The organism is Actinoplanes awajinensis subsp. mycoplanecinus, assembly GCF_001509495.1.
Lineage (GTDB): Bacteria > Actinomycetota > Actinomycetes > Mycobacteriales > Micromonosporaceae > Actinoplanes > Actinoplanes palleronii.
The window spans coordinates 121,341-133,817 of the sequence record NZ_LLZH01000097.1; the positions used below are offsets into that span (position 1 = coordinate 121,341).

The following is a 12,477-nucleotide window of genomic DNA, read 5'->3' on the forward strand; positions in this document are numbered from 1 at the left end:
GACCCTACCCGAGCCGGGGGCCGGCGTGCCCCGAGAGAGGGACGCGAGCCGGACCGGAAAACCCGTGGGAGCATGGCGGCATGGCGGACGACACGACGGCGGTGGTCTGGGACAAGGCCCTGCTCGACTACGACATGGGCGACCACCCGCTGAACCCGGTACGCATAGAGCTGACCATGGCGCTCGCCCGTGAGCTGGGTGTCCTGGACCGCCCGGGTGTGCAGTTGATCACGCCACGGCCGGCCACCGAGGCCGAGCTGACCCGGGTGCACCGGGCGGACTATCTCGATGCCGTACGCCAGGCCCCGATCGATCCGTTCTTCCTGGGCTGGGGCCTGAACACCCCGGACAACCCGGTCTTCGACGGCATGCACGAGTCCTCGGCGCGGATCTGCGGCGCCAGCATCGCGGCCGTCGAGGCGGTCTGGCACGGCGCCGCCCGCCGCGCCGTGAACGTGGCCGGCGGCCTGCACCACGCGATGCCGGCCCGGGCGGCCGGGTTCTGCGTCTACAACGACCCCGCCGTGGCGATCGCCTGGCTGCTGGACCACGGCGCGCAGCGGGTGGCCTACCTGGACGTCGACGTGCACCACGGCGACGGGGTGCAGGCGGTGTTCTACAACGATCCGCGGGTGCTCACGGTCAGCCTGCACGAGACGCCGCTGGCGCTGTTCCCGGGCACCGGGTTCTGCGACGAGACCGGCGGCCCGGGCGCGGAGGGCACCGCGGTGAACGTGCCGCTGCCACCGGGCACCGGCGACGCCGGCTGGCTGCGGGCGTTCCACGCGGTGGTGCCGTCGGTGGTCCGGGCGTTCGCGCCGGAGATCATCGTGAGCCAGTGCGGCGCGGACGCGCACCGGCTCGACCCGCTCGCCGATCTCCAGCTGTCGGTGGACGGCCAGCGGGCGGCGTACATCGCGATGCGCGCGCTCGCCGACGAACTCTGCGAGGGCCGCTGGGTGGCGATGGGCGGCGGCGGGTACGCCCTGGTCGAGGTGGTGCCCCGGGCGTGGACGCACCTGCTCGCGGTGGCCTCCGGTGAGCCGTTGGACCCGGGCGCCCGGGTCCCGAAGTCCTGGCAGAAGTTCGCCGCCGACCGTCGCCCCGGCACACCCGTGCCGGAGATGATGGGTGACGGCACCCCGCCGCCGCAGGAGACCTGGTCACCGGGCACCGACACCGACCCGGTCGACCGGGCCATCCTCGCGGCCCGCCTGGCGGTGTTCCCGCTGCACGGGCTGGACCCCCACGACCCTCGTGATTGAAGACTGAGCCATGGAGCGCAGCGCAGACGTCCTACTGGCCGACGGCACCGCCGTGCACCTGCGGCGGATCCGCCCCGAGGACGCTCCGGCCATCGTCGAGTTCCACTCCCGGATGAGCGACCGCACCCGGTACCTGCGGTACTTCTCGCCCTACCCGCGAATTCCGGAACGTGACCTGCAGCGGTTCGTCAACGTCGACCACCGCGACCGGGAGGCGTTCGTGACGGTCGCCGCCGACGGCCGGATCACCTCGGTCGGCCGGTACGAACGTCTCGGCCCGGACTCACCGGAGGCCGAGGTCGCGTTCGTGGTGGAGGACGCCCAGCAGGGCCGGGGGATCGGCTCGGTGCTGCTCGAGCACCTCGCCGACGCGGCCCGCGACCACGGCCTGACCCGCTTCGTCGCCGAGGTGCTCCCGGAGAACGGCGGCATGCTGCGGGTCTTCGGCGACTCCGGTTATCAGGTGCAGCGCCGGTACGCCGACGGCGTGGTCCATCTCAGTTTCCCGATCGCGCCCACCGAGAAGTCCCGTGAGGTGCAGGAGTCCCGCGAGCACCTGACCGAGTCCCGGTCGATCGCGCGGCTGATCGCCCCGCGCGGCATCGCGATCTACGGCGCCAGTGCGAGTGGGCACGGGATCGGCGCGGCGATACTCGGCAATCTGCGGGACGGCGGCTTCACCGGCGGGATCGTCCCGGTGCATCCCACGGCGGAACGGGTCGCCGGGCTCACCGCGTACCGGAAAGCGTCTGATGCCGGAACACCCATCGACCTGGCCGTGATCGCGGTCCCGGCCGGGCGGGTCGCGGAGGCACTGGCCGACGCGGCGGCCGCGGGCGCCGGCGGCGTGGTGATCGGTTCGGCCGGGTTCGCGGACGCCGGCCCGGAGGGTGCGCGACAGCAGCGGGCACTGATCGAAACCGCACACGCGGCCGGGTTGCGGGTGGTCGGCCCGAGCAGTTTCGGGATCGCCAACACCGACCCGGAGGTCCGGCTGAACGCCACCATGGCGCCCCGGCTGCCGGCCGCCGGGCGGGTCGGTTTCTTCGCGCAGAGCGGCGCGCTCGGTGTGGCGCTGCTGGCCGAGGCGGACCGCCGTGGCCTGGGCCTGTCCAGCTTCGTGTCGGCCGGCAACCGGGCCGACGTCTCCGGCAACGACCTGCTGCAGTACTGGCGCGACGACCCGGGCACCGACGTGGTGCTGCTCTATCTGGAGACGTTCGGCAATCCGCGCAAGTTCGCCCGGCTGGCCCGCCGGATGAGCCGGGTGAAACCGGTCGTCGCGGTGGCCTCGGCGACCCGCCCGCCGGGTCTCGCCGGTGACATGCCGGGCCCGGACGCGCACGCGGTGACCGCGCTGTTCGCCCGCTCCGGGGTGATCCGGGTGGACACCGTGCAGGAGCTGTTCGACGTCGGGATGCTGCTCGCCCACCAGCCGCTGCCGGCCGGTCGCCGGGTGGCAGTGGTCGGCAATTCGTCCGCGTTGGCGGCGCTGGCCGAGGTCGCCTGCCGGGCGGCCGGGCTGGTGATCGCCGAGGGCTATCCGCACGACCTGAGCCCGCTCGCCACCGCGCACGACCTGGCCGACGCGCTCGCCGACGCCGCTGTCGACGACCGGGTGGACGCGCTGGTGGTGGTGTTCGCCCCGGCCGTGCCCGGCCAGCAACTCACCGAGGAGGACGCGGACTTCGCGGTGGCGCTGGCCAGCGTCGCCCTGGCCGGCGAGAAGCCGACGGTGGCCACCCTGGTGTTCGGCCGGGTGCCGCCGCGCGTGCCGGCCTATCCGTCGGTCGAGGAGGCGGTCCGCGCGCTGGCCCGGGTGGTCAACTACGCGGACTGGCTGCGTCGTCCGCCGGGGGTCATGCCGGCGCTGGCCGGCGTGGACGCGGCCGCCGCGGAATCCGCGTCGACCCCGGGGGAGCTGCTGGCGGCCTACGGGATCCCGGTGGTCCCCTCGACCCTCGCCCGCTCCGCGGACGAAGCGGTCGCCGCGGCGGCCGAGCTGGGCTATCCGGTCGCGCTCAAGGCGGCAGGCGGTGGGTTGCGGCACCGGATCGACCTCGGCGCGGTGCGGCTGGCCCAGGCCGACGAGGATTCGGTACGCACGGCCTACCACGATCTGGCCGCCACCTTCGGCCCGGACGTGCTCGTGCAGACCATGGTCGCGCCGGGCGTGGCGTGCGTGATCGAGGTGGTCGAGGATCCGGCGTTCGGCCCGGTGGTCGGGTTCGGCCTGGGTGGCGTGGCCAGCGAGCTGCTGGGCGACCTGGCCTGGCGAGCCGCCCCGCTGACCGACCGGGCCGCCGAGGCGCTCGTCGACGAGCCCCGCGCGGCCCCGCTGCTGCACGGGTACCGCGGCTCCACCCCGGTCGACCGGGACGCGCTGATCGACCTGCTGCTGCGGGTGGGCCGGCTCGCCGACGAGCACCCACGGGTCCGGTCGCTGCTGCTCAACCCGGTACTGATGCGCCCGGACGGCTTCTCGGTGCTGCACGCCGCCGTCGAGTTCGGCGATCACGGCGTGCGCCCGGACACCGGCCCGCGACGCCTGCGCGCATGAGAAACGCCCCGGCTCGTGAAGAGCCGGGGCGTTGCGTCAAGAAGATCAGACCGCGTACGCCTCGAGGCGGGAAGCCCGCTCCGGGTCACGCAGCTTGAGCATCGTCACCTTCTCGATCTGGCGGATCCGCTCGCGGCTCAGGCCGAACTCGCGGCCCACCTCGTCGAGGGTGCGCTGGCGGCCGTCGTCCAGGCCGAAGCGCAGCCGGATCACCGCGGACTCCCGCTCGGTGAGCGTGCCGAGCACGATCTCCACCTCGCTGCGCAGCTCGCCCTGGCCGACACCCTCGCCGGGCTGGTTCGGGTCGACCGCGGCGACGAAGTCACCGAGGGCGCTCTCGCCGTCCTCGCCGACCGCCTGGTCCAGGCTGACCGGCTCCCGGTCGTACGAGATGAGCTCGATGACCTGGAACTCCGGCACCGCCATCGCCACCGCGATCTCCGCGATGCTGGGCTCCCGGCCGAGCTGGGTGGCCAGGTCCCGGCGGGCCCGGACCATCCGGTTGACCTGCTCGACCATGTGCACCGGGATGCGGATGGTGCGGGCCTGGTCGGCCATGGCGCGGGTGATGGCCTGGCGGATCCACCAGGTGGCGTACGTGGAGAACTTGACCGCGCGGATCAGGCCGAGGTTGCCCTCCTGGATCAGGTCGAGGAAGGCCATGCCGCGACCGGTGTACCGCTTCGCGATGCTCACCACGAGCCGCAGGTTCGCCTCGAGCAGGTGGTTCTTGGCGGCCTTGCCCTCGGCGGAGATGACCCGCAGCAGCGGCGCCAGCTCGTCGTCGGCGGCCGGGAGCTTCTCCTCGGCGTAGAGGCCGGCCTCGATCCGCTTGGAGAGGGTCACCTCTTCGACGGCGGTCAGCAGGCGGGTGCGACCGATCCCGTTCAGGTACGCCCGGACCAGGTCAGCGGAGACGCCACGTTCGTCCGTCGCGTCGAGGTCGGCCATCGGCTCGACTTCGTCGGTCATGATGTTCTCAGCCGTCGCTTTCGTCTCCAGGGCCACTTGGGTCCTCCCCCGTTTGTCGTGCCTTACCGCACTTCCGTGCCGGTGACGAGAAGCTTCGTCGCATCCGCGTTAAGCGGAGGTGAGGCCAGCGTCCAGGTGGCATGAATAAGGGAGAACCCTGACGTCGGCAAGCCGACAAGCCCGGGTGAAAGGGACGCTTCGCGGTTGTCGCGCCGAGATAATGTGCTGGGCCGAGGAGGAGATGACCGTGGTTTTCAAGCGAATGTTGCAGGCGTTCGGAGTGGGCGGGCCGTCCGTCGACACCGTGTTGACCAACCCGAACTGCCGGCCGGGCGGATTCCTGGAGGGTCAGGTGCACGTGCTCGGCGGCGACCACGCGGTCGACGTGGAGTACGTCGCGATCGGCCTGATGACCCGGGTCGAGGTGGAGAGCGGCGACAACGAGTACCAGACCAACCAGGAGTTCCACCGGCAGCGGCTGACCGGCTCGTTCCGGCTGGAGCCGGGCGCCCGGCACGACGTGCCGTTCCGGTTCGAGGTGCCGTGGCAGACCCCGATCACCGAGGTCTACGGCCAGCACCTGCACGGCATGACGATGGGCCTGGCCACCGAGCTGGAGGTGGCCCGCGCGGTGGACAAGTCCGACCTGGACGCCGTGCAGGTGCACCCGCTTCCGGCGCAGGAGCGGATCCTGGAGGCGCTGCTGCGGCTCGGGTTCCGCTTCCACAAGGCCGACGTGGAGCGCGGCCGGGTGTACGGCGTCGAGCAGGAGCTGCCGTTCTACCAGGAGATCGAGTTCTACCCGCCGGCCCAGTACGCCAGCGGCATCAACCAGCTCGAGCTGACCTTCCTGCCCACCCCGCACAAGCTGCAGGTGGTGCTGGAGCTGGACAAGCGCGGCGGCATGTTCACCGAGGGCCACGACGCGTTCGGCAGCTTCGACGTGGAGTACGCGACCGCCGACCAGGTGGACTGGACCGGCCAGCTGGACAACTGGCTGCGCCAGGCGGCATCCCGCCGGGGGCTCTTCTTTTGATCAAGTAACATTCCCCCTCATCTTTATTTACTAGGGGGAATGTATTGATGCGGAAGCTCTTCGCCGCTCTTGTCCTGCCGTTGATCGCCGGGGTGGTCGCCATCGCGCCGTCCCCGGCGAGCGCAGCCGAGCCCGACCCGGTGATCAACTCGGCGGTGTTCAACAACCCGGCCGGTTCGGTGACCCAGCAGTACGCGATCTATCAGCAGATCGCCCGGGTCATCGACCGGGTGCCGGCCGGTGAGACGCTGCGCCTGTCGTGGCTCGACTTCAGCACTCCCGGCGCTGCCGGGCAGGCCGACACGGCGGAGACGCCGAACCTGGTCGAACGGTTGACGGCGGCGCACCAGCGCGGCGTCAACGTGCAGATCATCCTGAACTACGGGTCGTACGACGACGCCGACGGCAACCGGATCTACCCCGGGCTCGCGCTCGAGGGCGAGCTGGGCACGAACACCGCCGCCTCGTCGTTCATCCTCTTCTGCCGGGACCAGACCGGTTGCATCGCCAAGCGGACGGTCTACTCCGTCAAGGCGTACAACCACAACAAGTTCCTGCTGGCGTCCCGGATCGTGCTGAACAACGGCACCTCGGTGAGCAACGTGACGTTCCAGTCGTCCGGCAACCTGACGACGTGGGACGCGAACACCGCGTTCAACAACTCGATCACCTGGAGCGAGGCGGCGTCGTACGCGAACTACGTGACGTACTTCAACGACCAGAAGAAGTTCGGGCCGTCGCTCACCGGTGACGACGACTACTACCAGACCGGCTCCACGAACGACACGTACAAGACGCACTTCTTCCCGCGTCACGAGACCGACGACAACCCGGGTCAGGCGACCACCGACACGATGATCTCCGTGTTGAACTCGGTGACGTGCTCGTACAAGGGCGCGACGGACGGGCTGACCCACCAGACCGACGTCCGCGTCGTGATCTGGGGCTTCTCCCGGACCGAGCTGGCCAAGAAGCTGGCCGCGCTGGCCAAGGCCGGCTGCTGGGTGGACGTCGTCTACGCCGCCGGTCCGGCGGCTGACCCGTACGCGTACACCAGCGAGAACGTGGTCAACGCGCTGAAGGCCGGCGGCACCAACGTCGGGCTGCACAGCTGTGGCGTGGCGTTCAGCGGCCGGACCCTGAAGCCGCACAGCAAGTACACGCTGATCGACGGTGCGTACGACGACGACCAGATCCCGCGGGTCTTCACCGGCAGCGCCAACTACACGTTCTCGTCGCTGCGCGGCGCGGACGAGACGATCGTGCGGGTACGCAGCGCGGCCGTCCACGCCCAGTACCTGTCGAACTTCTACAAGGTGCGGGACACCTGCAGCGGCAAGATCCCGCCGTCCTGATCAGAGTTCCAACAGGATCGTCCGCGGTCCGACGTTGACGCTCTCCACCAGCATGTGCGCCCGGAAGCGGCCGGTTTCGACGGTCGCTCCCCGGGCGCGAAGTGCTTCCACGTACGCGGTGATCAGCGGCTCGGCCACCTCGGCGGGCGCGGCCGCGTTCCAGGTCGGGCGGCGGCCCTTGCGCGCGTCGCCGTACAGGGTGAACTGACTGACCACCAGCAGCGGCGCGCCCTCGTCCGAGGCGGACCGGTCGCCGTCCAGGATGCGCAGCTCGTAGGTCTTTCGGGCGAGTTCGGCGGCCAGCGCCGGGGTGTCGTCGTGGGTGACCCCGACCAGCACCAGCAGGCCGTCGGTGATCGCGCCGATGATCGTCTCGTCGACCGTGACGCTCGCCCGGCTCACCGTCTGCACCAAAGCCCGCATGCCGCCCCACTCCCGCTCTCGCCCCGGTCGCCCCCTGCCGGTGGCGCCGGTGCTGAAGGGTAGACGAGCGCCTGGCCGGCCCAGCATCGAACTAGTCGCATACTCCCTCGCCGGAGGGTGGGGAGTGCCAGGCTTTCCCTGGCGGAGCACCGAGTTCCCGCTGCGGTTCCAGCGGTGGCCGGATGCCACCAAAGACGAGTACTCGCGCGATCCGCGCCGATGGACTCAGACGGGAAACCAGCTATGCCCCTCACCAGCACCACTACGGGGCGGAGCGCCGAGCAGGCCCGTTCTGTGCGCTCGCCCGCCGCCCCGGCGCGCTCCCCGGCCGGGCGAACGCCGGACAACGATGCCACCCGCAGGCAGGCCCGCTCGGTGGCCAAACAGCAGCAGGCGGCCGAGCGGATCGCGGCGGCCACCGCGGAGATCTCCGCGCAGAACGCTCAGGCCGCCGAGTCGTCCCGGCAGCTCACCGACTCGATGCAGCAGATCGCCGCGGGCGCCGAGGAGGCCTCCGGCGCGACCCAGCAGAGCCTGGGCGCGATGAACCAGATCGAGGAACGGGTCAACCGTCAGGAGTCGACCACCCGCCAGGTCTCCGACCTCAGCCAGGCACTTCAGGTCCTGCTGAACGACACGCGGACCGAGGTGGTCAGCCTGCTGACCAATGTCGAGAGTGCTTCCGCCCGGCAGACCGAGTCGGTGGCGACGATCACCGAGCTGGAGAAGCAGGCCGACGAGATCGGCGAGATCGTCAAGACGGTGGCGCACATCGCCGATCAGACCAACCTGCTGGCGCTGAACGCGGCGATCGAAGCGGCCCGGGCGCGGCAGCACGGCAAGGGGTTCGCCGTGGTCGCCGACGAGGTCCGCACCCTGGCCGAGACCAGCGAGCGCAGCGCGCGGCAGATCCGGGATCTGATCGACGAGGTTCGCAAGTCGGTCACCGACATCGCCGGCGCGGTGCAGAGCTCCGCGGAAGCCGCCCTGGGTGAGGCCGAGAAGGGCAAGACGATCACCGCGCAGCTCGAGACCATCCGGGCCGACATGGGCATCATCATGTCGGGAGCGGCCGAGATGGCCGTCACGGCGCAGCAGGCCAAGACCGCCGCCGGCAATGCCAAGCAGCGGTCCGAGGAGATCGCCGCGGCGGCCGAGCAGCAGTCGGCGGCGTGTGAGCAGTCGCTCCAGACGGTGAGTCAGCAGTCCCAGGCGCTACGCCAGAGCGAGCAGGCGGCCGAGGTGCTGGCCGAGGTGGCCGAGACCCTGCGCAGCAGCAGCGACATCGCGAAGAGCGCCGAGGAGGTGGCGTCGGCCGCCGAGGAACTCTCCGCAGCGGTCGAGGAGATCAACCGGGCAGCCGGCCAGATCGACATCGCGATCAAAGAGATCAACACCGGGGCGCGGACCGCGGCCGAGAAGGGCGAGCAGACCGCGACCGCGGTGAGCCAGATCGAGCAGGGCGCCATGCTCTCGGCCGACCGTGGCGGAGCTGCGGTGGAGCGTTCCGACGTCATCCTGGAATCGCTCGCCGGTAACAAGGCGGCGGTCTCCTCGATGATCGAAGCGATCGGCCTGTCCGCACAGGAGGGCATCGACAACGTCCGGAAGATCACCGAACTGGAGCAGATCTCCCGGCGGATCGACAAGATCGTGGACGCCATCGCGAACGTCTCGATCCAGACGAACATGCTCGCCGTGAACGGCTCGGTCGAGTCGGCCCGAGCCGGTGAGTTCGGCAAGGGCTTCGCGGTGGTCTCCACCGACATCCGCAACCTGGCCCGGGACTCGGCGGACAACGCTGACCGGATCAAGGATCTGGTCAAGTCGGTGCAGGACCGGATCGTCCAGGTTCGCAGCGCCCTGGAGGAGACCAGCCGGCGTTCGCTGGCCGAGGCGGAGTCGGCGAAGGCCACCACCGCCCGGCTGGAGGAGATCGAGCGTGAGATGCGGCTGGTCCGCAGTGGTAACGCCGAGGTCAAGGAGGGCGCTGAGGAGATCGCCAAGGTGCTCGGCGAGGTCAAGATCGGTCTGGAGCAGATCGCCTCGTCCGCCACCGAGGCGGAACACCTGGCCGGGCAGTGTTCGGCCGCCGCGCGTGAGCAGGCGCAGGGAGCCGAGGAACTGGCCACCGCGGTCGAGGAGATCGCGGCCCTTGCCGACGAGCTGCAGAACGCGGCTTGAGACCGGCGGGGAGGAATGACCCTGATGAGCGTCGACATCGACGAGGTGGTCCCGGACCTGACCGAGGAGACCGCCGACTACGTCACCTTCGACATGGCAGGGGAGCGGTACGCCTTTCCGATGCGCCGGGTCCAGGAGATCATCCGGATGCCCGTGGTGGTGAAGGTCCCGCTCGGCCCGCCGTCCCTGGAGGGACTGTCCAACCTGCGTGGCCGGGTACTGCCGGTAGTCAGTCTGCGGTCGTGTTGCGCGATGGAGCAGACCGGGCACGACGAGACCACCCGCGTGATCGTGGTGGCCGGTGGGGTACCGCTCGGCTTTGTGGTGGACCGGGTCTCCAGCGTGATCAGCATCGATCCGCAGGCGGTCGAGCCGGCCGAGTCCGTGCAGGCCACGGTCCGCTCGGACGTGATGGTCGGAGTGATCAAGTCGGACGGCGGGGCGATGACCACGGTGCTGGACGTGGACCAGCTGATCAGTAGCCAGTTCTCCCGTCTGACCGAGCGGCAGGGCACGGGCGGCCGGGACGCGGTCGTGGCCGGTCCGGCGGATCCGACGGGGGATCGGGACGACACCCTGGAGCTGGTCAGCTTCGCGGTCGAAGGTCAGGAGTACGCCCTGCCGATCGATCAGGTGCAGGAGATCGTCCAGGCCCCCGAATCGATCAGCCACGTCCCGAACGCGGGCAACCGGGTACTCGGCGTGATCGACCTGCGCGGCCGGCTGCTGCCGGTGATGAGCATGCGCCGGGTGTTCGGTCTCCCGGTCACCCCCTTGGAACCGCAGAACCGGATCGTCGTGGTCTCGCTGGAGGGCGGCGTGGTGGGCATGGTGATGGACACCGTGCGCGAGGTGCTGCGGGTGCCTCAGCACCTGGTCGCCCCGCTGCCCACCCTGATGGCCCGGGAAGGTCGCAAGACCGAGGTCGAATCGGTCTGCCGGCTGGAGGAGGGTCGGCGGCTGGTCTCGGTGCTCAGCGTGAGCCGGATGTTCGACTCCCCCGAGGTGCGCGACGAGATCGCCGAATGTCGGGAGGACGATCAGACGATGGCTGCCGAGCGTGGCGAGGTCGACGACGGCCGCGGGGACGAGGAACTGTTCGTCGTGTTCCGGCTGGACGACGAGGAGTACGCGGTCGACGTCGACGCGGTCCAGGAGATCATCCGGGTTCCGGAGGTGCTGATCCGGGTCCCGAAATCGTTCGCCTTCGTGGAGGGCCTGGTGAACCTGCGCGGCACCGTGCTGCCGGTGGTCGACCTGCGGACCCGGCTGGGCCTGAGCCGTGCCGAACGGGACGAACAGCAGCGGATCGTCGTGATGATCATCGGGGGTGCCCGGACCGGGTTCATCGTCGACGCGGTGGCCGAGGTGGCCAGGGTCGGGCGCGAGGTGCTGGAACCGGCACCGGAGCTGTCCGCGGAGCAGGCCAGAGTGGTCTCCCGGGTGGCCAACCTGCCCGATCAGAAGCGCATGCTCCTGCTCGTACAGGTGGATCAACTACTCGCGGCCGACCAGGCCGCGGCAGCGGCCGAGCTCTGCGAGGCGACGGCCGACGAGGCCCTCGCCGGCCGCTGACGGGATCTCCGATGCCCGTCATATCGGTTCTGGTGGTGGACGACTCGGCGCTGATGCGCCGGGCGCTCAAGGGCATGCTCACCGATGCCGGCGATTTCGAGGTGCACACCGCCCGCAACGGGGTGGACGCCCTGGAGCAGTTGGAGCGGATCCACCCCGATGTGGTCACCCTGGACGTGAACATGCCGGAGATGGACGGGCTCACCTGCCTGGCCCAGATCATGGAGCGGTCTCCCACCCCGGTGGTCATGGTCTCCTCGCTGACCGATCACAACACCCTGGCCACGCTGGAGGCGTTGGAGCTGGGCGCGGTGGACTACGTGCCCAAGCCGGGCGGCACCGTCTCGCTCAACATCGACGAGGTCGCCGCCGAACTGGTGCGCAAGGTCCGGATCGCGGCCCGGGCGAAGTTGAACCGGGTCAGCGGGCTGACCGCCCGGATCCGGGCGCAGAGCCAGCGGGCCGCCGACCCGGGTCCGGGTGCGACCGGCGTGAAGGCGCCGCCCCGCCGGGAGCCGAGCCGGGCCGGTCTGGTCGACCTGGTGCTGATCGGCTCGTCCACCGGTGGTCCGGCGGTGCTCTCCGACTTGCTTCCCCGGCTGCCCGCGACGCTTGGCGCACCGGTGCTGCTGGCACAGCACATCCCGGCCACGTTCACCGCGGCGCTGGCCCGTCGGCTGGACGACGTCTGCGCGCTGCGGGTGCACGAGGTGGACCGGATCATGACGGTTCGCCGCGGCAACATCTACATCGGACGGGGCGGGGCCGATGTGCTGGTGGCCAAGCGTACCGATGGATTGATCGTGAAATCGGTGCCGGCCGGTCCGGAGCACCGCTGGCATCCCAGCGTGGACCGGATGGTCGCCTCGGCCAGCCGGTACGTCGACCCGAGCCGGCTGGTGTGCGTGCTGCTGACCGGGATGGGCGACGACGGCGCGACCGAGATGGCCGCGGTGGCGGCGGCCGGCGGCCGGACCATCGCCGAGGCCGAGGAGACCGCCGTGGTCTGGGGCATGCCCGGTGAGCTGACCCGCCGGGGCGGGGCCACCGCGGTACTGCCCGCATACGAGATCGCCGACCGGCTGGCCGACTGGGTGCGCTGACTGC

At 70.6% G+C, this 12,477-nt stretch carries 9 protein-coding genes; 7 read left to right on the plus strand and 2 right to left on the minus strand.

Annotated elements, in window-relative coordinates; translation table 11 throughout:
* Positions 1-80 precede the first annotated feature (80 nt).
* Positions 81-1,265 carry an acetoin utilization protein AcuC gene (locus tag ADL15_RS13790; protein ID WP_067689412.1) on the plus strand — a complete coding sequence of 395 codons (1,185 nt, stop codon included), beginning with the start codon at positions 81-83 and terminating at the stop codon, positions 1,263-1,265.
* Between the two features lie 10 nt (positions 1,266-1,275).
* Positions 1,276-3,825 carry a bifunctional acetate--CoA ligase family protein/GNAT family N-acetyltransferase gene (locus tag ADL15_RS13795; protein WP_067689415.1) on the plus strand — a complete coding sequence of 850 codons (2,550 nt, stop codon included), beginning with the start codon at positions 1,276-1,278 and terminating at the stop codon, positions 3,823-3,825.
* Positions 3,826-3,870: 45 nt separating this feature from the next.
* On the opposite strand, the gene ADL15_RS13800 is transcribed toward ADL15_RS13795, so the two are convergent.
* Positions 3,871-4,797: a sigma-70 family RNA polymerase sigma factor gene (locus ADL15_RS13800; protein WP_067689784.1), complete on the minus strand. Its 927-nt coding sequence runs from the start codon at positions 4,795-4,797 to the stop codon at positions 3,871-3,873.
* A gap of 247 nt (positions 4,798-5,044) precedes the next feature.
* On the opposite strand from ADL15_RS13800, the gene ADL15_RS13805 reads away from it, so the two are divergent.
* Complete coding sequence (locus ADL15_RS13805) at positions 5,045-5,833, plus strand: sporulation protein (protein WP_067689790.1); 789 nt, start codon at positions 5,045-5,047, stop codon at positions 5,831-5,833.
* Positions 5,834-5,880: 47 nt separating this feature from the next.
* Positions 5,881-7,188, plus strand: coding sequence for a phospholipase D-like domain-containing protein (locus ADL15_RS13810; protein WP_067689418.1), 1,308 nt, complete (start codon positions 5,881-5,883; stop codon positions 7,186-7,188).
* Here ADL15_RS13810 and dtd read toward each other — a convergent pair whose 3' ends face one another.
* Positions 7,189-7,611: a D-aminoacyl-tRNA deacylase gene (dtd, locus tag ADL15_RS13815; RefSeq protein WP_067689421.1), complete on the minus strand. Its 423-nt coding sequence runs from the start codon at positions 7,609-7,611 to the stop codon at positions 7,189-7,191.
* Positions 7,612-7,905: 294 nt separating this feature from the next.
* Between dtd and ADL15_RS13820 the strand changes: the two genes are divergently transcribed.
* From ADL15_RS13820 to cheB, 3 genes are read left to right on the plus strand one after another with little or no spacing between them, the layout of a single operon-like run.
* Positions 7,906-9,795 carry a methyl-accepting chemotaxis protein gene (locus tag ADL15_RS13820; protein WP_232344079.1) on the plus strand — a complete coding sequence of 630 codons (1,890 nt, stop codon included), beginning with the start codon at positions 7,906-7,908 and terminating at the stop codon, positions 9,793-9,795.
* Between the two features lie 24 nt (positions 9,796-9,819).
* Complete coding sequence (locus ADL15_RS13825) at positions 9,820-11,370, plus strand: chemotaxis protein CheW (RefSeq protein ID WP_067689795.1); 1,551 nt, start codon at positions 9,820-9,822, stop codon at positions 11,368-11,370.
* A gap of 11 nt (positions 11,371-11,381) precedes the next feature.
* Entirely contained in the window at positions 11,382-12,473 is a 1,092-nt protein-coding gene (gene cheB, locus ADL15_RS13830; RefSeq protein WP_067689427.1) for a chemotaxis-specific protein-glutamate methyltransferase CheB, read from the plus strand.
* The last annotated feature ends 4 nt before the right edge of the window (positions 12,474-12,477 follow it).

Coding starts and splice junctions, on each gene's coding strand:
- ADL15_RS13810 (WP_067689418.1), top strand. CDS start 5,881: ATGCGGAAGCTCTTCGCCGCTCTTGTCCTGCCGTTGATCGCCGGGGTG.
- dtd (WP_067689421.1), bottom strand. CDS start 7,611: ATGCGGGCTTTGGTGCAGACGGTGAGCCGGGCGAGCGTCACGGTCGAC.
- cheB (WP_067689427.1), top strand. CDS start 11,382: ATGCCCGTCATATCGGTTCTGGTGGTGGACGACTCGGCGCTGATGCGC.
- ADL15_RS13790 (WP_067689412.1), top strand. CDS start 81: ATGGCGGACGACACGACGGCGGTGGTCTGGGACAAGGCCCTGCTCGAC.
- ADL15_RS13800 (WP_067689784.1), bottom strand. CDS start 4,797: ATGACCGACGAAGTCGAGCCGATGGCCGACCTCGACGCGACGGACGAA.
- ADL15_RS13825 (WP_067689795.1), top strand. CDS start 9,820: ATGAGCGTCGACATCGACGAGGTGGTCCCGGACCTGACCGAGGAGACC.
- ADL15_RS13795 (WP_067689415.1), top strand. CDS start 1,276: ATGGAGCGCAGCGCAGACGTCCTACTGGCCGACGGCACCGCCGTGCAC.